This window comes from Streptomyces spectabilis (genome assembly GCF_008704795.1).
In the GTDB taxonomy this organism is placed as follows: Bacteria; Actinomycetota; Actinomycetes; order Streptomycetales; family Streptomycetaceae; genus Streptomyces; species Streptomyces spectabilis.
In genome coordinates this window covers 5,800,194-5,820,486 of the sequence record NZ_CP023690.1, presented here as the reverse complement: position 1 = coordinate 5,820,486, position 20,293 = coordinate 5,800,194, and the positions used below count along the sequence as shown (strand labels likewise).

The following is a 20,293-nucleotide window of genomic DNA, read 5'->3' as shown; positions in this document are numbered from 1 at the left end:
CGATGTGTTCCCACGGTGCACCACGCCACTGACAATCGACCCTGGCACGTCCGTGACCTGCATAGATGCCGTACTCGCGACTGATTGTCAGTGGCGGGACCTACCGTCGACGACATGACTCAGCAGGGGGTGCGCTGGACGGCGGACCAGGTGCTGGCACTGGCACCTGACGCCCCGTCACGCAAGGCGGGAAGCAGGCTCGGCGTCGCCGGGCCGTGGTCGCAGACGGGCAGTTCGGACGAGGGGGCGGTGTGGGGACTGTGCAAGGGCAGCGGCAGCAAGCCGTACCGGACGGTGATCGACGTGGCGGACGCGGCGGGCCCCGCGTCCGCATGCAGCTGCCCGAGCCGCAAGTTCCCCTGCAAGCACGCGCTCGGCCTGCTGCTGCTCTGGGCGGGCCCGGGCGGCCCCGCGGGTTCTGACGGGGCGGCGGACCCCGCCGTGCCGGCGGACGCCGTGCCGCAGGGCGCGCCGCCGGACTGGGCGCGGCAGTGGCTGGACGCACGGCGCGAGAGAGCGGGGACGGAGCGGGGTCCGGCCGCGGCGCCGCAGCGGGCGACCGCCGATCCGGAGGCCGCGCGCAAGCGGGCGGAGCGCCGCGCCGAGCGCGTCACGGCGGGCGCGACGGAGCTGGAGCGCCGCCTGGCCGACCTGCTGCGCGGCGGCCTGGCCACGGCCGAGCAGTCGGGGTACGGCCTGTGGGAGGAGACGGCCGCCCGCATGGTCGACGCCCAGGCTCCGGGACTCGCCGCGCGGGTGCGGGAGTTGGGTGCCATACCCTCCTCCGGCTCCGGCTGGCCCGCCCGGCTCCTGGAGGAGTGCGCCCTGCTGCACCTGCTCGCCTGGGGCTGGCTGCACCGCGACCGGCTCCCCGCCCCGCTGGCGGCCACGGTCCGCTCCCGCGTCGGCCTGCCCGCACCGGCGCGGGGCACGCCGGTCAGGGACCGATGGCAGGTCCTCGCGCAGTACGACACGGTGGACAGCAAGCTCACCACGCGCCGCGTCTGGGTGCACGGCGAGCGGTCCGGGCGCACGGCCCTGCTCCTGTCGTACGGGGCGGCGGGCCGCGCCCCCGCCCTCAGCCTGCCGGTCGGCCAGGCCCTGGACGCCGAACTGGTTCCGTACGCCGCCGATCCGGCGGCCCATGGGCTCCGCGCCGACCTGGGCGAGCAGTTCACCACCCCGGCCCCCGCCACGGGCCGCCCGCCGGGCCTGCCCCCGGCAGAGGCGACGGCGCGCTATGGCGAGGCGCTGCGCGACGACCCGTGGCTGGACACCTGGCCGGCCACCCTCACCCGGGTGATACCGACCCCCGGCCCCACGTCCAGCGGCGGGGACAGCGGCCGCGGCGCCGCCACGGCATGGCAACTGGCCGACGCCGACGGCGAATCAGCCCTGCCCATAGCCCCGTCCGCCGCGTCCCGCTCCGGCCTCTGGCGCCTGGTCGCCCTGTCCGGAGGCGCCCCCCTCACCGTCTTCGGCGAGTGCGGCCACCAGGGCTTCAACCCCCTGGCGGCCTGGGCGGACGGCACGACGGAGACCGTTCGGCTGTGAGAGGAGAGGGAGCGAAGATGACGACATCCACACCGACATCCACATCGGAATCCACATCGGAATCCACGCCGACATCTACGCCGGAATCCACACCGACGTCCACACCGGAATCCACATCCGCCACGCGCGCGTGGGCGCCGCGCACGCCCTGCGCGGAGCCGACCGCCCCGCCGCCGTCCCACGCCGCCCCGGCGGAGTCCCAGCCCCGCCCCCAGGCCGTGTCGACCGATGCCCAGACCGAGCCCCGGCCGCAGACACCGGCACCGGCACCGGCACCGGAGCCCGAGCCCCACCCGCAAGCACCGGCGGCCGCACTCCCCGCCCAGGCGGCCGCCGCCTACACCCGCACCCCGTGGGAAGAGCTCGTCACGACGGCGCTCCTGGGCACGGATCGGCGTACGCCGCACCTGGACGCGCCCGGCAAGGAAGCCCCCACCGCGCTCCTGGACGCGGCGGCCGTCCAGACGGTGCGCCGCCGGGCGGGCCTGCGCCCCGCACCCGCCGCCGCCGCGCGCCCCGAGCCCGCTCCCGACGACCCCCGGCCCGTCGTACCGCCCGCGGCACGACGTCGCCTCGCGAGCCTGCTCGCCGACCATCCGACCGCGGGCGGCGGCCGCCGGGGCACCGCGCCCGACCTGATGGAGCTGCTGCCCCAGTGGCTGGCCCTGGCCAACGACCGGGACTTCGCGGCCCCGCCGGAGCTGCTGCCCGCACTGTTGAACGCGGCCCGCGGCCGTACCGACCTGCGCCCCCAGGCCCTGGCCTTCGCGGGCCCGCGCGCCCGGTGGCTCGCGACGCTCAACCCGGACTGGAAGTTCGCGCTGCGCGCCGCCCCGCACGGCGCCACGACCACCGCCGCGCAGGGCGGACAGGACGAGACGGAGGTGGAACGCCGCTGGCAGGAGGGCCTGTTCGCGGAGCGCGTCGCGCTCCTGGCCACCTTGCGGGCCCACGACCCCGCCGCCGCGCGCGCCCTCCTGGCCGGCACCTGGACGACGGAGCGGGCCGAGGACCGGCTGATGTTCCTGGACTCGCTGCGCACGGGCCTGGGCCCGGCCGACGAGCCGTTCCTGGAGCAGGCCCTGGGCGACCGCAGCCGCAACGTCCGCGCCACGGCCGCCGAGCTCCTGTCCGCCCTGCCCACGTCGGCGCTCGCCGCCCGCATGGCCGACCGCGCCTCCTCCTGCGTGGCGCTCGACCGCACCGCGAGCACACCGACGCTCACCGTGGAGGCCCCGCACGAGTGCGACGCGGGCATGGAGCGCGACGGCGTCACCCCCAAACCGCCCGCCGGGCGGGGCGCACGCTCCTGGTGGCTGGGCCAGCTGGTGGAGGCCGCCCCCCTCGCGACCTGGCAGAGCAGACTCGGCGGCCGCGCCCCGGCCGACATCGTGGCGCTCCCCGTCACCGACGACTGGCGGGGCGAGCTGCACGCCGCGTGGTGCCGCGCCGCCGTCCGCCAGCGCGACGCGACCTGGTCACGGGCGCTGCTCGGCTCCCCTTCGGCACCGGACGCGGCGGGCCCGGGCGCGGTGTCCCTGGCGGAGCGCGCCAAGCTCCTCGCCGCCCTGCACGCGCCCGAGCGGGCCGCGTGGGTGGCGGGCTTCATCGACGCGCACGGCCTGTCCGAGGCCTTCCAGCTGCTCGGCGTGTGCGCCGTGCCCTGGGCCCCCGACCTCGGCCGCGCGGTGGTGGACGCGCTGAATATCGCGCGCGACGCGGGCAGTTACCCCTGGAGCTTCAGCGGTGTCATGGGCCTCGCGGAGCGCTGCCTCGACCCGGCCGAGGCCGTGCGGCTCGATGCCCTCACGGCCGTGCCGGACGAGCGCGAGGACGCCGCGCCCGGCGCCGGAGGCTACTGGTCGGAGGCCTTCCAGCGCCTTGTCACCACCCTGCGCCTGCGCGCGGTGATGCGGGAGGAGCTCACCCCTTGAGGCATACGCACGCCCGGCCCGGAAGAGCCCCGAGGGCCGGGGCGCGCCCGGGCCTAGGCCTCGCTGGGCTGCCGCACGTTCTCCCGGACCCACTCCACGATCGCCGTGGTCGTCGCCCCGGGCGTGAAGATCTCCGCTACGCCCATCTCCTTGAGCGGCGGGATGTCCTCCTCGGGAATGATGCCGCCGCCGAAGACCTGGATGTCCGCCGCGTCGCGCTCCTTCAGAAGCTCGATGACGCGGGCGAACAGCGTCATGTGCGCCCCGGACAGGATGGACAGGCCGATCGCGTCGGCGTCCTCCTGGATGGCCGTGTCGACCACCTGCTCGGGCGTCTGGTGCAGGCCGGTGTAGATGACCTCCATGCCGGCGTCGCGCAGGGCCCGCGCGATCACCTTGGCCCCGCGATCGTGGCCGTCGAGGCCCGGCTTGGCGACCACCACGCGGATCGGACCGGCTCCCACACCCATCACTGCCTCCATGTACCGACGTCCATGTACGGAAATACCGCTGTCCCAGCACGGATACCCCGCGCCGCGCCGGCCGGGTAGGTGAACGAACGTTATCTCCAGCATCCCGCAGCACGCAGTTTCGTGGTGGAGAGGGAGGGGGAAATCACACGGTGGGACACGTTCGCTGCGCGCCGCCCCCGTGTACTCACGGGGCGAGAGTCGGGGGCCGCGCGAGGGGAGCCGCTGCGAGGCCGCCGCACCACCATGCCGTCAGCCGCACGGCATGGTGGCGGCGGTGTGCCGCCCGCGGTGCGACGCATCGTGGTTCGTCATGCCTCGACCACGGCTTCCTCTGAGGGGCACACGGGGGACAGAGGTGTCTCCCCGTGTGCCGACCGGGAGGTCGACATGACGCTCACGAGGGTCCAGCCCTTTCGCCTCTGCGGAGCACTGCTGCCCGCGAGACTCGCGGGACTCCCCATCGCCCTGCTGAAGGCCACGGCCCTGGAGCTCGCGATCCTCGCCGGGCACCTGCTGCTGTACCCCTCGGGCATCGTCCAGGAGAGGCGCGCGGCCCCGCAGCCACCGCCCCCCGACGCCCCGCGGCTGCCGGCGCGGCACAAACCCCCGGTCCTGCTCCTGCACGGCTTCATCGACAACCGCTCCGTGTTCGTCCTGCTGCGCCGCAGCCTGGCCCAGCACGGCAGACAGCACCTCGAGTCCCTCAACTATTCGCCGCTGACCTGCGACATCCGCAAGGCCGCCGAGTTGCTCGGCCGTCATGTGGAGGAGATATGCGAGCGCACGGGACACGAGCGCGTGGACATCGTCGGCCACAGCCTCGGCGGCCTCATCGCCCGCTACTACGTGCAGCGGCTCGGCGGCGACGCCCGCGTCCGCACGCTGGTCACCCTCGGCACCCCGCACGCGGGCACCCGTGTGGTGCCGCTGGCGGACGCGCACCCGATCGTCCGCCAGATGCGGCCGGGATCGGACGTCATCGAGGAGCTGCGCGAGCCCGCGCCGGGCTGCCGTACGCAGTTCGTGAGCTTCTGGAGCGAGCTGGACCAGCTGATGGACCCGGTCGAGACGGCCTGTGTCGACCATCCCGACCTGATCGCGCAGAACGTCCGCGTCTCCGGCGTCGGGCACCTCGCCCTGCCGGTGCACCCCGCGGTCGCCTCGGCGATCCGGCAGGCACTCGACCTCACGAAACCGGCCGCCGACACCCCGGCGTCGACCGACGGCCTGACGGTCGCCTGACCCGCACGGCTCGACACGGCGCGCGGCCCGACCGTTCGGGGCGCGGCGGCACGGGCCGCGCCCGTCGCGCCACGGACCGCACGCCACGGTCCCCATGGCCCGCCCGGCCCCTCCGCGACGACGGCCGGACGGCCCGCCGAAGCGCGTGCACACCGGATCCCCACACCTCTGACCTCGAACACTCCTCGAACGCCAGGCCAAGCCTGTGCCCACAGTCCGCCGAAAGGCGGCCGAATGCCCGTTTCCTGCGAGCACGGAACCTGCCGAAGATTGTCGCGCCCGCATACCGCCGGGTACAGTCGCGGCACTGCGCTGCCAGCCCCCATGCTGTCGAGGCGAAAGAGAAGTTGGTGAACGACCGTCACCCGCCGGGGTCCCCCGCTCCGGCCCCGGCACCCGACGCCGACTACGCTCCCTACGGTTCCTACGACCAGAGCGCGCAGCACGTCGGCTACGGGTACGACGGCTACGCCACCGGCAGCTTCACCGCCACCGGGTTCAACGCCCCAGGTGCGCAGGACGGCACGGGCGTCTTCGACACTTCCGGCTCGGGATTCGCGGTCGGCGGAGGCTTCCCCTCCGACCCGCTCTTCGGCGAGCTTCCGGGCCAGGCCTACGACACCGGCCAGTGGGCCACGGCGGGCCAGCAGCCCCTGGGCCACGACGGGTTCAGCACCCCGCAGGGCCTCTCCCCGTACGACACGGGCAGCCACGACACGACGGGCATGTGGGACACCGGCGGGTACCAGCAGCTCGCGGACATCCCGGCCCAGCCGGGCCCGGATTCCACCGCCACCTGGTCCGCCACCACCTGGACCGACGCCCAGCAGACCGGCCAGTGGGCCACCCAGGTCTTCGACACCGGCGCGTACGACGCCACCGCCTGGAACTCCGACGGCGGCCACGAACCGTACGGCGACACGTACGGGAGCGACGGGACGGACGGAACCGGCGGCGCGGCTCCCGCCCCGGGCGACGCCTACGAGGCCGGCGACACCCTGTCCGGCACGTATGGCCAACCGACCACCGGCGAGCACGAGTTCGCCGCCGGCGACACGGCCGACGACACGCCCGGCGACGAACTCGGCGACGTCGAAGCGGGTGCGAACGTCAGCGAGCACGCCCCCGCCGAGCGCCCCCGCTCCACCCGCGCCGCCTCCCCGCGCACCCGCACCCGGTCACGCCGCTCCCCCGCCAAGCGCTCCGCGCTGCTCACCGTCGCCGTGCCGTCGGCGTGCGTGATGGGCGTCGCGGGAGTGGCCGCCGCCTCGGTGAGCGGCCTCAGCGGTGGCGACGACGACACCAAGGAGACGCGGGCGGCCTCCGCCCCGGACGCCGCGTCCGTGCAGCCGTCCGCCGCGAACAGCAAGCTCGACACCCAGCTCGCCAACCTCTCGGCCGACGCGGGTGACTTCGCCGACCGTGCGAGCCGTACGCAGGAACGTATTGACCTCAAGGCCGCCAAGGACGCCGCGCACCGGAAGGCGGTCGCCGAGGCCGCGCGCAAGGAGCGGCTGCGCCCCAAGTTCGCGCTCCCCGTCTCCCAGCACGGCCTGAGCGCGTACTACGGCCAGGCGGGCATCAACTGGATGTCGCAGCACTCCGGGATCGACTTCCCGGTGTCGTACGGCACCCCCGTGATGGCCGCGACCGACGGCGTCGTCTCCACGAAGTGGAACAGCGCCTACGGAAACATGGCGATCGTGACCGCCAAGGACGGCACGGAGACGTGGTACTGCCACCTCTCCACGCACAAGATCTCCAACGGCCCCGTGAAGGCGGGCGACGCCATCGCCTACTCCGGGAACTCCGGCAACTCGACCGGGCCCCATCTGCACTTCGAGGTCCGCCCCGGCGGCGGCTCTGCGATAGACCCCCTGTCGTGGCTGCGCAGCCACGGCCTGGACCCCACGTAGGCGGACGCGAGCGCACCGCCACGGCCCGCGCCCTCCTTGTGGAGGCGGCCGGGCCCCCTCCACAAGGTGTCACTCGGACTCCAGCAGTCCGAGGACCAAGCATCCGAGCGGAACGTCAGAGCTTCTCCACCGGCGCGTACCGCAGCAGCAGCCGCTTCGGCTTCTCCGCGCCGAAGTCCACCGTCGCCTCCGCGTTCGCCCCCGTGCCCTTCACGCCGACCACCGTGCCGAGGCCGAACTGGTCGTGCGTGACGCGGTCGCCCACGGCGAGCGACACCACCGGCTTCTCCGTCGCCCGGCGCGTGGCAAAGCCCTGCGCGCCCCCCGCGCGCGAACGCGACGACGACAGCGAGGACGCCACTCCCCCGGCGGGCCCCGACGAGGCGGGCGCGCCGACGGAACCCGTGCGCTTCCACTCCAGATGGGTCGCCGGGATCTCCTCCAGGAAGCGCGACGGCGGGTTGTACGACGGCTGGCCCCAGGCGCTGCGCACCGAGGACCGCGTGAGGTAGAGCCGCTCCCGCGCGCGCGTGATGCCGACGTATGCGAGGCGGCGCTCCTCCTCCAGCTCCTTGGTCTGGCCGAGGGCGCGCATGTGCGGGAACACGCCGTCCTCCATGCCCGTCAGGAACACGACCGGGAATTCGAGGCCCTTGGCGGTGTGCAGCGTCATGAGCGTGATGACGCCCGAGCCGTCGTCCTCCTCGTCCGGGATCTGGTCGGAGTCGGCGACGAGCGCCACCCGCTCCAGGAAGTCGGACAGCGATCCGGCCTCGCCCTCCTGGCGCTCCTGCTCGAACTCCAGGGCCACGGCGGCCAGTTCCTGGAGGTTCTCGATGCGCGTCTCGTCCTGCGGGTCCGTGGAGGACTGCAACTCGGCCAGATATCCGGTCCGTTCGAGCACGGCCTCCAGGACGACCGCGGGGCCCGCGCCCGACTCGACGACGGTGCGCAGCTCCTCCATGAGCGTGTTGAACCGCTTGACGGCGTTCACCGAGCGGGCCGCCATGCCGTACGCCTCGTCCACGCGCCGCAGCGCCTGGGGGAAGGAGATCTTCTCGCGCTGCGCGAGCACGTCGATCATGGCTTCGGCACGGTCACCGATCCCGCGCTTCGGCACGTTCAGAATGCGGCGCATCGGTACGCCGTCCTCCGGGTTGGCGAGGACCCGGAGATAGGCCAGGACGTCGCGGACTTCCTTGCGCTCGTAGAAGCGGACGCCACCGACGACCTTGTAGGGCAGTCCCACGCGGATGAAGATCTCTTCGAAGACACGCGACTGCGCGTTCGTCCGGTAGAAGATCGCCACGTCGCCGGCCTTGGCGTCGCCCGCGTCCGTGAGGCGGTCGATCTCGTCGGCGACGAACTGCGCCTCGTCGTGCTCGGTGTCGGCGACGTATCCGGTGATGCCGGCGCCCGCGCCCGCGTTCGTCCACAGGTTCTTGGGGCGGCGGCTCTCGTTGCGCTCGATGACCGCGTTGGCCGCGCTGAGGATCGTCTGCGTGGAGCGGTAGTTCTGCTCCAGGAGGATCGTCGTGGCGTCCGAGTAGTCCTCCTCGAACTGGAGGATGTTGCGGATCGTGGCGCCGCGGAAGGCGTAGATGGACTGGTCGGCGTCACCGACCACGCACAGCTCGCCGGGCGCCTCGCCGTCCTCGCCCTCCTGCGGGGAGGGGCCGACCAGCTCGCGCACGAGGGCGTACTGCGCGTGGTTCGTGTCCTGGTACTCGTCGACCATGACGTGCCGGAAGCGGCGGCGGTAGTGCTCGGCGACGTCCGGGAAGGCGCGCAGGAGGTGCACCGTCGTCATGATCAGGTCGTCGAAGTCGAGGGCGTTGGCCTCGCGGAGCCGCGACTGGTACATCGCGTACGCCTGGGCGAGGGTTTTCTCGAAGCCGTCGGCGGCCTGGGCGGCGAAGTCCTCCTCGTCGATCAGCTCGTTCTTCAGGTTCGAGATCTTGGCGCTGAAGGACTTGGGCGGGAACTTCTTCGGGTCCAGGTCCAGGTCCCGGCAGACCAGGGCCATCAGACGCTTGGAGTCCGCGGCGTCGTAGATCGAGAACGAGGACGTGAAGCCCAGCTTCTTGTACTCGCGGCGCAGGATGCGCACGCACGCGCTGTGGAACGTCGACACCCACATCGCGCCCGCGCGCGGGCCGACGAGCTGCTCGACGCGCTCCTTCATCTCGCCCGCGGCCTTGTTCGTGAACGTGATCGCGAGGATCTGGCCGGGGTGCACCCCGCGCTCGGCGAGCAGGTACGCGATGCGGTGGGTGAGCACGCGGGTCTTGCCGGAGCCCGCGCCCGCGACGATAAGCAGGGGGGAACCCGCGTGCACGACGGCCGCGCGCTGGTTTTCGTTCAGCCCGTCGAGGAGGGTCGCCGGATCGAGGGCCGGGCGCGGGGCACCGTCCCGGTAGTACCCGTCCCGGGGTGCGGGCGCGTCGAACTTCCCGTCGAACAGATCGTCCGGAATCGGCTCCGGAGCGCTGTCCTCGGGCGGCGGCGGCTCTTCCTCAGCGCCCTGCGAGGGCTTGAGGTCCGCCAGGAAGCTGTCGTCAAAGAGGCTGCTCATCGCCTCCCGAGTCTAGGCGGCCCCACTGACAGCCCGCCCCGGGTTCCGGCCACCGCCGCGGTCGGCCGGGCCCGCCCACGGGGCGCCACGGGGCGGTCACGCCGGGCCACGCCGCAGGTGAGCCGGGTCGGGGCGGCACCGGGGAGAGTGCGGAGGTGCGTAAAGTCACGAAAATGTATCGGGCATATCGAACATCAATCTTCCCTCGCGCCACAGGAGTTGGCTAGCGTGCTCCGCGGGCCGCACGTCCCCCCAAACCGGCGAACCCCGCCGGGCCGCGCGGCCTCCGCCGAGTCCGACGCGTTCGGAGCCGGGGACCCACCATGATCTTGGGGTGAATCCGTCCCGCCGCACCGCGCACGGGCCGGTAGGGCAGCCCTTCCGAACCGCCCGAACCCGACAGCTAACCCGGTAGGCGGTCCACGGAAGGAGTCGCCTCCCTTGGCGTCGCACCGCAAGCCGCGCACCCGCTCTCCCCTGGCACGCACCGCCCCGGCCCTCGGCATCACGACGGCCGCGCTCACCTCGGTGGCGCTCCTGTCACAGAGCGCGAACGCGGCCCCCTCCTCGGCCCCGGCCAGGCCCGCGGAGCCGAGTCTCGAAGAGGTCCAGAAGAAGGTCGACGACCTCTACCACCAGGCGGGTGTGGCCACCCAGAAGTACAACTCGGCCAAGGAACGCACCGACAAGCAGCGCAAGCACGTCGACAAGCTCCTTGACGACGTCGCCGAGCGCACGGACGACCTGAACGAGGCCCGGCGGCAGCTCGGCTCGTTCGCGGCCGCCCAGTACCGCACCGGCGCCGTCTCCGAGACCGCCGCCCTGATGCTCGCCGACGACCCGAAGGGGTTCTTCGACCAGAACCACCTCGCGGGACGGCTCACCAGCCGCCAGAAGAAGGCGGTCGACGAGTACCAGGCGCAGCAGGTGGCGGCCACCAAGCAGCGCGCGAAGGCCGCGAAGAACCTGAAGACGCTCAGTGACTCCCGCGACGAGCTGAAGTCGAGCAAGCGGACCGTCCAGACCAAGCTCGGCGAGGCCCGCACGCTCCTTTCGAAGCTGACCACCGAGGAGAAGGCGCGGCTCGCCGCGATCGAGAAGCGGAAGGAGGAGGCCGCCCGGCGCAAGGCCGCCGAGCTGGCGCGCAAGCAGGCCGAGGAGGAGCGCGAACGGAAGGCCGAGGAGGCGGAGCGTCGGGAGCGCGAGCGGAACCGGGACAGGGACCGGGGCCGGGACGAGGACCAGGGCTCCGGCGGTGGCTCGGGGACGGGTTCCGGCTCCGACACCGGCTCCGGATCGGGTTCCGGTTCGGGGAACACGGACAGCGGGTACGCCGCGAAGGCCGAGAAGGTGATCGCCTTCGCCGAGAAGCAGATCGGCAAGCCCTACGTGTGGGGCGCCACCGGGCCCGGTTCGTACGACTGCTCCGGGCTCACGCAGGCCGCGTGGAAGACCGCAGGGATCTCGCTGCCCCGCACCACCTGGGACCAGGTGAAGGTCGGCACCAAGGTGTCCACGTCCAGTGCCAAACGCGGTGACCTGGTCTTCTTCTACGACGACATCAGCCACGTGGGGATCTACATAGGCAACGGCAAAATGATCCACGCCCCCAAGCCGGGCGCGAACGTGCGCGTCGAGTCGATCTACTACATGCCGATCCACAGCGTGGTCCGCCCCGCGTGACCGAGGCCTCCGTAGAGGCACGACTGAAAATCGCCCTCTACGGAGGGGGCGCATACGCGTGGGGGCCCACACCCGGACCGGGTGCGGGCCCCCACGCGTACGGCGGGCGGTGGGCGGCTACGTCCACAGGACGGCGATGAAGATGTTCGCCGTCGTCAGCGCGCCGACCGCGCCGAACATCGCCTTGTCCACCCTCTCCTCGTCGCGCTTCAGGTACACGAGCCCGAGGATCACGACGAGGACGGCCATCTTGATGCCGATCTTGAGGTTGTTGACCTCGTTGTCGTCGGCCTGGTTCAGGCCGACCAGGGCCACGCCCGTGATCAGCATGGTGAGCGCGCCGTGCAGCATGGCGGGGCTGAAGCGGGCGGTGCCGTCACCCATCGCCTTCATCTGGGTCAGGAAGCCTCCCAGGAGCGAGGCGATGCCGATGATGTGCAGGCCGACGAAGAGATGGATGAGTACGTCCATGGGGCGGAGCCTAACCGGGCCCGTATCACCCCCCATCAGGCAGGTGGACCACGAACGCCACAACGGTCACAGGAACGGGCGAAGCGGGTGCCGACCGGCCGCCGGGGCGGTCGTGTCCGGTCACGAGCGGGCCGCGGGCGCCACTTCCGTACAACAGGTCACGGCCCGGTGACGGCGAGGTTTAGCGTCCATGACCGGTGACCGGCTCCCCACCGTCGTCCGGACCAGGGACGGCAGCCGGACATCACCGCCGAGAAGTCCGGCGGCGCCCCGTTCCCCCTGTGCGAGGCGCCGCCGGACCCGTACCGGACCTGGCCACTGTGGAAGGACGTGGAGCCTCCGTGGCACAGCACCGCAAGCCGAAACAGCGCTCGTTCAGCGGCCATACGGCCCGTACCGCCGCCACCCTCGCCCTCGCGTCCGCCGCCACGGCGACCGCCTTCGAGGGCACCGGACACGCCGAGCCCCGGCTCTCCGCAGGCGAGGTGAAGGCGAAGGTCGACGAGCTCTACCGCGAGGCGGAGGTCGCCACCGAGAAGTACAACGGCGCCAAGGAGAAGGCCGACCGGGCCGAGGAGTCGCTGCGGGACCTGCGCGACGAGGCCGCCCGCAAGACGGAGCGGCTCAACTCGGCGCGCCAGGGCCTGGGCTCCCTGGCCACCGCCCAGTACCGCTCCGGAGCCATGGACCCGTCCGTCCAGCTCGCGCTCTCCGCCGAGCCGGACGCCTTCCTCGACCGGGCCGCCCGCGCCGACCACGCGGGGCGCCGTCAGGCCGCCGAGGTCGCCGACGTACGACGGCAGGTCCGGGAGCTCGACCAGCTCCGCACCGAGGCCGACGACACCCTCGGCGACCTCAAGTCCCGCCAGGCGGACCTGAAGAAGCACAAGAAGACCGTGACCGGAAAGCTCGGCGAGGCCAAGCGGCTGCTCGCCCGGCTGACTGCCGACGAACGGGCCCGTCTGGCCGCCGCCGAGCGCGGCGAGGAGGCAGCGGACGCCGACGGCGCCGCGGGCTCCGACCGGGCCTCCCGGGCCGACACGCGCGGCACGGCCCCGACCGGTGCCGCGAAGGCCCCCAACGCCCGCGCCGCACGCGCCGTCTCGTACGCCTACAAGGCGCTCGGCAGCCCCTACGTGTGGGGCGCGACGGGCCCGAACGCCTTCGACTGCTCCGGCCTCACCCAAGCCGCCTACCGTGCCGCGGGCGTCTCGCTGCCGCGCACGACCTACGCCCAGATCGACGCGGGCCGCCGTGTCGGGCGCTCCGAACTCCAGCCGGGCGACCTGGTGTTCTTCTACTCCGGCATCAGCCACGTCGGCCTCTACGTGGGCGACGGCCAGATGATCCACGCGCCCAACCCCAGCGCCCCGGTCCGCCTGGCTCCCATCGACCAGATGCCGTTCGCGGGGGCCGCGCGGGTGGCGTGAGGGCCGCGCGGGGGCGGGCCGGGCCCAGTGCCCGGAACGGGCCGGACGGCGCGCCGGAGCGTGCGTGGCGGCCCGGGTCAGACCAGCCGTCGGGCCGTCGCCCAGCGCGTCAGCTCGTGCCGGTTCGACAGCTGGAGCTTCCTGAGGACCGCCGACACATGCGACTCGACCGTCTTCACGGAGATGTACAGCTGCTTGGCGATCTCCTTGTACGCGTACCCGCGCGCGATGAGGCGGAGCACCTCCCGCTCGCGCTGGGTGAGGCGGTCCAGGTCCTCGTCGACCGGCGCCGCGTCCGTCGACGCGAAGGCGTCCAGGACGAAACCGGCGAGGCGCGGCGAGAACACCGCGTCGCCCTCCTGCACCCGGAAGACGGAGTCGACCAGGTCGGTGCCGGTGATGGTCTTGGTGACATAGCCCCGGGCGCCGCCCCGGATGACGCCGATGACGTCCTCGGCGGCGTCCGAGACGGACAGCGCGAGGAACCGCACCGGGCTCTCCGCGTCCGCCATCAACGGCGCGCAGCGGCGCAGGACTTCCACCCCGCCGCCGCCCGGCAGGTGCACGTCGAGGAGCACCACCTCGGGCCGGGTCGCCGTGATCACCGCGACCGCCTGGTCGACGTCCGCGGCCTCGCCGACGACCTCGACGCCCGTGCGCTCGGTCTGGCCGATCTCCGCCTGCACTCCCGTGCGGAACATCCGGTGGTCGTCGACCAGGACGACCTTCACCCGCCGCGCGGCGGGTGCCCCTGCCTCCGCTGCCCCGGCGGCCGGATCCACGGGCCCGCTCGCTTCGGTCGCGTCGCTCATGTCGCCGCCGTCCTCTCCATCTCCAGCTCGACTTCCGTGCCGCCGCCCGGCACCGTGCGCAACCGCGCGGCACCGCCGTTGCGCTGCATGCGGCCGATGATCGATTCTCGTACGCCCATGCGGTCGTCCGGTACCGCGTCCAGGTCGAAGCCCGGGCCCCGGTCGCGGACGGACACGAAGACCGTCTCCCCCTCGACCTCGGCGAAGACCTGCACCGCACCGCCCTCGCCACCGTACTTGGCGGCGTTCACCATCGCTTCTCTCGCGGCCTGCATCTGTGCCGTCAGGCGCTCGTCGAGCGGGCAGTCGCCGACGACGACCACCTCGATGGGGACGCCGTGCTTGTCCTCGACCTCCGCGGCATTGCGCCGGACCGCCTCGGCGAGGGTGTCGGGCTCCTCCGCCTCCTCCTTGCCGGTGCCCTCCGGCTTGTACAGCCAGGCGCGCAGGTCGCGCTCCTGGGCGCGGGCGAGGCGGCGGACCTCACCGGCGCTGTCCGCGTTGCGCTGGATGAGCGTCAGGGTGTGCAGCACCGAGTCGTGCACGTGGGCGGCGACCTCCGCGCGCTCCTGGGCGCGGATGCGCATCAGCCGCTCCTCGGAGAGGTCCTGGGTCATGCGGACGAGATAGGGGCCCGCGAGCAGCGCTATGCCGACGAGCACCGCGAGGGCCGCCTGCAGGGCCGCGCTGAGGTCGGACGCGGAGCCGCGCAGCACGAAGATGCCGGAGACGCCGACGCCGACGAGGAGCACCCCGGCCGCGGTCCGGGCGATCGTCAGGGTGCGGCGCTTGCGGCCGACCTCCATCCAGCGGGCCCGCCGGGCGTTGTCCGCCTGGCGCCAGACGAGGGCGACACCGGCGGCGACGAGCAGCGTCGGCCAGAGATACGCCTTCGTCGGGCCGCCGAGGTCCATGCTGCCGACGAAGACCATGGCGACGGCGAGCATCGCGAGGAGCGCGACGATCTGCCCCTTGTCCGGCTTGCGGGCGACGAGTCTGCGGCGGCCGTCGGGCGCCGTCTCCGTCGTCACCATGGCGGCGCGCTGGGCCGCGACGCCGCCCACGCCGAGCGGCACGAAGAACCAGAACGCCGCGTACAGCAGCGCGCCCAGGCCGTTGGCCGTGAAGAGGCCGATGAAGATGAGCCGCACCCAGATGACGGGCAGCCCGAGGTGGCCCGCGAGGCCGCGTGCGACCCCGCCGAGCAGGCGGCCCTCACCGCTGCGATAGAGCTTCCGCAGCGGCCGCTCGTCTTCGATGGGTACAGCTGCGGCATCGGGCATGTCACCGATGGTCACACGCGGGCGGGGCCGGGGGCATCAGGGTCCGTCCCCGAGACTCCCCTGATCTCCGGGCCGGGCTCGGGGGCGGTCAGGGGCGATATCAGGGTTCGGCCAGGGTTGTCCCGACTGCCGCGGGCGGGGCGGGGCCGTCACCATGGAGTCATGACAGATCAGCAGCCCGCGCCGGGCCCACGGGCCCCGTCGCGCGATCATCCGTCCGCGGCGGCCGAGGAGCCGGGCGGTCCGGAGGTCATGCGCGAGCGGAAGTTCCGCCGCGACCCCCGGCACCGCAGGCTGGGCGGCGTGTGCGCGGGCCTCGGCCGGCACTGCGACATGGACCCGGTGATCTTCCGCATCGGCCTGGCCGTGCTCGCGGTCACGAGCGGCATCGGCCTGGTCTTCTACGGCTTCGCGTGGCTGCTCATTCCTTATGAGGGGGAGGAGGAGAACGAGGCGCGGCGCCTGCTGACCGCCCGCGTCGACGGCCACGCCCTCACCGCGGTCCTCTTCGCCCTCGTCGGCTGCGGTGTGTTCCTGACCCTGATCGGCAATGGCGGAGCGCTGACCTTCGCGGCCGTCCTCGGCCTCCTCCTCGCGGGCGCGGGGTACTGGTCGCGGCAGCGCGGCACCCCCGACCCCGACCCGGCAGCCGCGCAGGCCGTCGCGGACGCCCCGCCGGAGACGAAGGCGCCGCCCGTCACCGGGGCCCCGTCCTGGTGGCGCACGCCCCTCGGCGAGGAGGGGACGCCGAAGTACTTCTGGGGCCCCGAGCCCATCGCGATGGAGTATCAGCCGGCCCCGGGGCACACCTCGGCATGGGGGGCGCCCCCCTTGGACAAGGAGCCGCGCGGGCGCCGCGGGCCGCGCTGGATCGGTGGCTGGGTGTTCCTGGCCGCCCTGCTCACGGCCGGCCTCGGCACGGGCCTGACTTGGGAGGACCAGCCGCTCGGCACCAGCTTGCAGACGGGCTTCGCCTGCGCGCTCGCCGTCTTCGGCCTGGGCATCGCGGTCAGCTCGTTCCTGGGGCGCACGGGCGCGGGCTCCCTCCTGCTCGCGGTGATCACCGCCGCCCTGGTCGCCACCTCCGCGGCCCTGCCGAAGAACATCTCGACGGACTGGATGCGCAAGGACTGGACCCCCGCCACAGCCGACGACATCCGCCCGCAGTACGAACTGGGGACGGGCGTCGCCACCCTGGACCTGAGCCGGGTCGACCTCCGCAAGGACCAGACGGTGCGCACCTGGGCGGAGGTCGGCGCCGGGAAGCTGAAGGTGATCGTGCCCAGGGACGCCAAGGTGGACCTGAGGGTCGAGGTGGGTGTCGGGGACATCCAGCTGCCGAGCGACAACAGCCAGGACGTGGACATCGCCCCCGACAAGCACAAGAGGGTGACGTTGGACCCGCCCGCGGGCGTCAGGAGTGAGGGCACGCTTGACCTGCGGCTCGAGGTCGGCGTCGGACAGGCGGAGGTGGCACGTGCTGCGTCATGAGTTCCAGCCGGGCCGGCTGGTCGCGGGTTTCTTCGTGGCGGTCGCCGGACTCGTCTACGCGGGCGACGCGGGCGGTCTGTGGGACACGCCCTGGTTCGTGATCATCCCGATCGTGACGGGAGGTCTGTGCCTCGCGGGCGCCGCGGCGACCGTGGCCCACGGCATACGCAAGAGGCGCGGGCCCCGCGTCGGCGGCCGGGCGGACGGGCCACGCACCGTGGACCCGGGCGGGACGCGCGCGTCCGAGGCGGGCGAGTCGGGCCGCGGCTGAGCGGTCCGGTGGCCCGGAGGCCCGGTGGTCCGGCGAAGCGCTCAGCGCAGCCGCAGCCCGGAGGCTTCGCGGCGTTGGGCGAGCCAGGCGTCGACGGAGAGGACGGAGGCACCGGCGAGCACCAGAGGCAGCCAGGCCATCAGATAGGCGAGGTCGTTGCCGTAGTAGTACGGCTCGGCGGACCAGCTCATGGTCAGCCAGAGGCTGAGCGAGATCAGCGCCCCGCCGAGCGCGGCGATCCGGGCGAGCAGGCCGATCAGGGTGCCGATGCCGACGGCCAGTTCGCCCAGGGCGATGGCGTAGCCGAAGCCGACGGGGCTCTTCAGGGCCAGGTCGACGAGCTCGGGGATGGCGGAGATGTCGCGGATGTTGCGCATCTGGTCGCCGATCGAGCCGGGGCCGCTCTCCTTCATGAAGGCGCTGTCGGTCAGCTTGTCCAGGCCCGCATAGATGAACGTGACACCGAGGAAGATCCTCAACGGGAGCAGGGCGTAGCGGGTGGCGGTGTCCCGCCAGTCGTTCCGCCGCGCATAGCCGCTGTGGGTGTCCGTGCGCATGCCGTGAACCATGGCTGTCCGCCGCCTCTCCCGTTGAGCCGTCAACTGACGATACGTAGGAAAGGGAGTCGCCGCTCAGTGGCGTGCGGCGGATTCCGTGAGGTGTGCCCGGAAACCACTGGGGGTCGGCGGTTCCGGGCCTGTGGAAGGGGGGAGCGCATGCGTCCATTCGACGCGGTGCGGGGTGTCGGGCGGTGGGTCGCGCGGTCCGTGCGGAGGCTTGTGCGGCGGGGCGGTCAGTCGGTCACGTCGATGGTGCAGCGGTTGGTCTCGACACCCGCCGCCGTGATCACTTGGACGTCGACGCGGCCGGGCTCGACGTCGACGGGGACGGGCACGGTCAGGACGGTGTCGGACGGGTTGGTGAAGCCCCCGGCGACCGGCACGAGCGGCACGTGGACGTGGACGGCGCCGATGCGGACGGCCATCCGGGCGAGCCGGTCCGCGCTCTGCGCGCCGGGCGGTACGAAGCCCGCGCCGCGGATCTCGATGTCGTCGCCGGTGCGGATCGGCGCGTCCAGATCGCCTGCCTCCCGGGCCCGGACGACGGACAGGATCACGGGCCGGCCGCCCTCCGAGTACTTGCCCGCCACGTATGTGGCGGCCGATACGAGCACGAGGAGGGCGAGGCCCCACGGCAGGTCGGGCAGCTGCTCGGGGCGGCGGGCGAGCCGGACGGCGACGAAGACGACGGCGGCAGTGCTGACGAGGAAGTACTGGACGTCCGCGAAGTGGCCGCGGCCCGAGTCGTCGGTGAGGAGGTCGGCGGCCCTCGGCCGGTCGGCGCGCACCTTCTGGAGCTTCTGCCCGAGGACCCTGAGGCCCACGACACGGCGGACGAGCACGGCGACGGCGCAGACGACGGCGAGGACGGTCACAAGGCCCGCGACGCGGTCGAGTTGGAGGCCGTCGATGAGGGCGTCGCGCCGGCCGTCACCGGAGGCCGCGGCGAGTTCACCCGCGAGGACGAGCACGGCGAAGACGACGAGCAGCACCCAGGAGGCGGCGACGGCACGCGAGGTGGACAGGCGGTTGTCCTCGCCGATGACGGGCGCGAGCACGCCCCCGCGCGCGCGGTGCAGATACGCGGCGCCCGACAGCAGGAAGGCCATCGCGAGCGCCGCGAGCAGCCCGGCCGTGCGCGTGTCCGTCCAGCCGCTGCCGACCGCCGTGAGGGCCTGCACGAGCAGCAGTGCGACGACGCCCGCCCAGACGGCGCCGAGGGTGTACCGCCACAGCCGGGCGAGCCAGGCCGCCCCCTCGGCGCGCCCGCGTTCGGCGACGGCCTTGGCGGACTGGGTCAGCTCGTCCGAGACCCACTGGCGGGACGCGCCCGCCGAGTGGACGACGGCCGCGGGCACGCCCTGCCCCGCCGCCAACTCGTCGCGCTTGGCGAGGAACGCGGCCACGGCGCGCCGATGCCCCTCGCGTGCACCGTGCGGGCAGTCCCCGCACGTGCAGCCACCCCCGTGCGTGCTCTGCCTGGCTTCCTGCACCGCCACCGCGTACCCCGCCTTCCCCGCCCTCGGCCGAGGCCGTGATCGAACCCGTGACCGGCTCTGCCGCCGCCCACGTGCCCGCGAACTACCCTGCAATGACTGGGAATTGTGCCGTACGGACGCCTGTGCGCGTTCCGCGGGTCAGGTCAGCGGGGGTGGACTGGCGGCACGCGTGTTGACGCGGGCCCCGGTCGGGCACCGACGGGGGACGGGCGCGGCGGGTTCAGGCGAGCAGATCGGGTTCGGCGCGGCTGATGTCCTGCCACAGGGGCTGGTAGTTGATCCAGGCCACGAGGTCGCCGCCGAGCTGGTCCCGGGTCCGCACGGCCTCCTCGTGGTCGATGAGGACCGGGCGCCCCGCCGCGCGGGCCGCGAGCTGGACCTGGCTGGCGCGCTCCATGGAGATGAACCACCAGGCGGCGGCGTCGACGGAGCCGCCCACGGCGAGCAGCCCGTGGTTGCGCAGGATGAGCGCCTTGTGGTCGTCAAGGGCGGCGGCGATGCGGCGGCATTCCTCGGCGTCCACGGCGACACCGGTGTAGGCGTCGTACAGCGCGTGGCTCTCGTAAAAGGCACAGGACTCCTGGGTGATCGGTTCGAGGAGTTCACCGAGGGCGGCGAGGGCGCGGCCGTGCACGGAGTGGCAGTGTGCGACGGCGACGGCGTCGGGCCGGGCCCGGTGGACCTCGGCATGGACGGCGAACGCGGCCTGGTTGACGTGGTGGCGCCCCTCAACGACCTGCCCCGCCCCGTTGGCGAGGACGAGGTCGCTGACGGTGATGTGCTTGAAGGGCATGCCGAAGGGGTTCACCCAGAAGCAGTCGGGGTGTTCGGGGTCGCGCGCGGTGATGTGGCCGGAGACGCCGTCCTCGTAGCCGAGGCGGCCGAAGACGCGCAGGGCACCGGCGAGCCGCTCCTTGCGGTGGCGCCGTTCGTCCTCCGGCGTGTCGTGTGCCGGGGGCATCGCGAACTGGAGCCGCTCGACGGGTATGGGTGTGGGCGCCCGCATCTGTCCTCCGTCCCTGGCCGTCCTGGTCGTACTGGTTGCGCTGGTTGCACTGGTTGCACTGGCCGTACGCAGCGGAAGTTACCGCCGGTCAGC

General features: G+C 73.1%; 16 protein-coding genes and 1 riboswitch. Of the genes, 8 read left to right on the top strand and 8 right to left on the bottom strand.

Annotated features, from left to right (window positions below; translation table 11 throughout):
* The first annotated feature begins 114 nt into the window (after positions 1-114).
* Both CP982_RS25660 and CP982_RS25655 read left to right on the top strand, forming a co-directional pair.
* On the top strand, positions 115-1,554 hold the full coding sequence (locus CP982_RS25660; protein WP_150512640.1) for an SWIM zinc finger family protein: 1,440 nt from the start codon (positions 115-117) through the stop codon (positions 1,552-1,554).
* A 218-nt stretch (positions 1,555-1,772) separates the two neighbouring features.
* Positions 1,773-3,488 carry a DUF5691 domain-containing protein gene (locus CP982_RS25655; RefSeq protein ID WP_150512639.1) on the top strand — a complete coding sequence of 572 codons (1,716 nt, stop codon included), beginning with the start codon at positions 1,773-1,775 and terminating at the stop codon, positions 3,486-3,488.
* Between the two features lie 53 nt (positions 3,489-3,541).
* Here the strand turns inward: CP982_RS25655 and icmB are convergent, their stop codons facing one another.
* Positions 3,542-3,958, bottom strand: coding sequence for a coenzyme B12-dependent isobutyryl CoA mutase small subunit (gene icmB / locus CP982_RS25650; RefSeq protein WP_030681615.1), 417 nt, complete (start codon positions 3,956-3,958; stop codon positions 3,542-3,544).
* Positions 3,959-4,348: 390 nt separating this feature from the next.
* On the opposite strand from icmB, the gene CP982_RS25645 reads away from it, so the two are divergent.
* On the top strand, positions 4,349-5,203 hold the full coding sequence (locus CP982_RS25645; protein ID WP_150512638.1) for an esterase/lipase family protein: 855 nt from the start codon (positions 4,349-4,351) through the stop codon (positions 5,201-5,203).
* A 350-nt stretch (positions 5,204-5,553) separates the two neighbouring features.
* Positions 5,554-7,119, top strand: a complete 1,566-nt coding sequence (locus CP982_RS25640) for a M23 family metallopeptidase (RefSeq protein WP_150512637.1) — start codon at positions 5,554-5,556, stop codon at positions 7,117-7,119.
* 115 nt (positions 7,120-7,234) lie between these two features.
* Here CP982_RS25640 and pcrA read toward each other — a convergent pair whose 3' ends face one another.
* Complete coding sequence (pcrA, locus tag CP982_RS25635) at positions 7,235-9,694, bottom strand: DNA helicase PcrA (RefSeq protein WP_150512636.1); 2,460 nt, start codon at positions 9,692-9,694, stop codon at positions 7,235-7,237.
* Positions 9,695-9,971: 277 nt separating this feature from the next.
* Positions 9,972-10,127, top strand: a riboswitch (cyclic di-AMP (ydaO/yuaA leader).
* Positions 10,128-10,135: 8 nt separating this feature from the next.
* On the opposite strand from pcrA, the gene CP982_RS25630 reads away from it, so the two are divergent.
* Positions 10,136-11,377, top strand: a complete 1,242-nt coding sequence (locus CP982_RS25630; protein ID WP_150512635.1) for a C40 family peptidase — start codon at positions 10,136-10,138, stop codon at positions 11,375-11,377.
* 117 nt (positions 11,378-11,494) lie between these two features.
* On the opposite strand, the gene CP982_RS25625 is transcribed toward CP982_RS25630, so the two are convergent.
* A complete protein-coding gene (locus CP982_RS25625) occupies positions 11,495-11,848 on the bottom strand; it encodes a hypothetical protein (RefSeq protein WP_030681628.1) in 354 nt (117 codons plus the stop codon).
* Between the two features lie 341 nt (positions 11,849-12,189).
* Between CP982_RS25625 and CP982_RS25620 the strand changes: the two genes are divergently transcribed.
* A complete protein-coding gene (locus CP982_RS25620; RefSeq protein ID WP_150512634.1) occupies positions 12,190-13,278 on the top strand; it encodes a C40 family peptidase in 1,089 nt (362 codons plus the stop codon).
* 77 nt (positions 13,279-13,355) lie between these two features.
* Here CP982_RS25620 and CP982_RS25615 read toward each other — a convergent pair whose 3' ends face one another.
* Positions 13,356-14,090 (bottom strand): LuxR C-terminal-related transcriptional regulator, encoded by a 735-nt coding sequence (locus CP982_RS25615; protein ID WP_150512633.1) that lies wholly within the window; start codon positions 14,088-14,090, stop codon positions 13,356-13,358.
* Positions 14,087-15,373, bottom strand: coding sequence for a PspC domain-containing protein (locus CP982_RS25610; RefSeq protein ID WP_184925805.1), 1,287 nt, complete (start codon positions 15,371-15,373; stop codon positions 14,087-14,089). The genes CP982_RS25615 and CP982_RS25610 overlap by 4 nt, the downstream gene beginning before the upstream one ends.
* Positions 15,374-15,535: 162 nt before the next feature.
* Here CP982_RS25610 and CP982_RS25605 point away from each other — a divergent pair, with 162 nt between their 5' ends.
* Together CP982_RS25605 and CP982_RS25600 are read left to right on the top strand one after the other, a co-directional pair.
* Positions 15,536-16,864 carry a PspC domain-containing protein gene (locus CP982_RS25605; RefSeq protein WP_150512631.1) on the top strand — a complete coding sequence of 443 codons (1,329 nt, stop codon included), beginning with the start codon at positions 15,536-15,538 and terminating at the stop codon, positions 16,862-16,864.
* Positions 16,851-17,135, top strand: a complete 285-nt coding sequence (locus CP982_RS25600) for a hypothetical protein (RefSeq protein WP_229879055.1) — start codon at positions 16,851-16,853, stop codon at positions 17,133-17,135. The genes CP982_RS25605 and CP982_RS25600 overlap by 14 nt, the downstream gene beginning before the upstream one ends.
* Before the next feature lie 41 nt (positions 17,136-17,176).
* Here the strand turns inward: CP982_RS25600 and CP982_RS25595 are convergent, their stop codons facing one another.
* From CP982_RS25595 to CP982_RS25585, 3 genes are all read right to left on the bottom strand, one after another.
* Positions 17,177-17,704, bottom strand: coding sequence for a DoxX family protein (locus CP982_RS25595; protein WP_170316490.1), 528 nt, complete (start codon positions 17,702-17,704; stop codon positions 17,177-17,179).
* A 224-nt stretch (positions 17,705-17,928) separates the two neighbouring features.
* The gene (locus CP982_RS25590) at positions 17,929-19,194 is read right to left on the bottom strand and encodes a hypothetical protein (RefSeq protein ID WP_150512629.1); all 1,266 of its coding nucleotides are present in this window, start codon (positions 19,192-19,194) and stop codon (positions 17,929-17,931) included.
* A 220-nt stretch (positions 19,195-19,414) separates the two neighbouring features.
* Positions 19,415-20,272 carry a class II aldolase/adducin family protein gene (locus CP982_RS25585; RefSeq protein WP_260423159.1) on the bottom strand — a complete coding sequence of 286 codons (858 nt, stop codon included), beginning with the start codon at positions 20,270-20,272 and terminating at the stop codon, positions 19,415-19,417.
* Positions 20,273-20,293 lie beyond the last annotated feature (21 nt).

What these genes read in the sequence shown, in the direction of transcription:
- CP982_RS25625 (WP_030681628.1), bottom strand. Translation starts at nt 11,848, where the DNA reads ATGGACGTACTCATCCATCTCTTCGTCGGCCTGCACATCATCGGCATC.
- CP982_RS25660 (WP_150512640.1), top strand. Translation starts at nt 115, where the DNA reads ATGACTCAGCAGGGGGTGCGCTGGACGGCGGACCAGGTGCTGGCACTG.
- CP982_RS25615 (WP_150512633.1), bottom strand. Translation starts at nt 14,090, where the DNA reads ATGAGCGACGCGACCGAAGCGAGCGGGCCCGTGGATCCGGCCGCCGGG.
- CP982_RS25605 (WP_150512631.1), top strand. Translation starts at nt 15,536, where the DNA reads ATGACAGATCAGCAGCCCGCGCCGGGCCCACGGGCCCCGTCGCGCGAT.
- CP982_RS25595 (WP_170316490.1), bottom strand. Translation starts at nt 17,704, where the DNA reads ATGGTTCACGGCATGCGCACGGACACCCACAGCGGCTATGCGCGGCGG.
- CP982_RS25645 (WP_150512638.1), top strand. Translation starts at nt 4,349, where the DNA reads ATGACGCTCACGAGGGTCCAGCCCTTTCGCCTCTGCGGAGCACTGCTG.
- icmB (WP_030681615.1), bottom strand. Translation starts at nt 3,958, where the DNA reads ATGGGTGTGGGAGCCGGTCCGATCCGCGTGGTGGTCGCCAAGCCGGGC.
- pcrA (WP_150512636.1), bottom strand. Translation starts at nt 9,694, where the DNA reads ATGAGCAGCCTCTTTGACGACAGCTTCCTGGCGGACCTCAAGCCCTCG.
- CP982_RS25610 (WP_184925805.1), bottom strand. Translation starts at nt 15,373, where the DNA reads ATGCCCGATGCCGCAGCTGTACCCATCGAAGACGAGCGGCCGCTGCGG.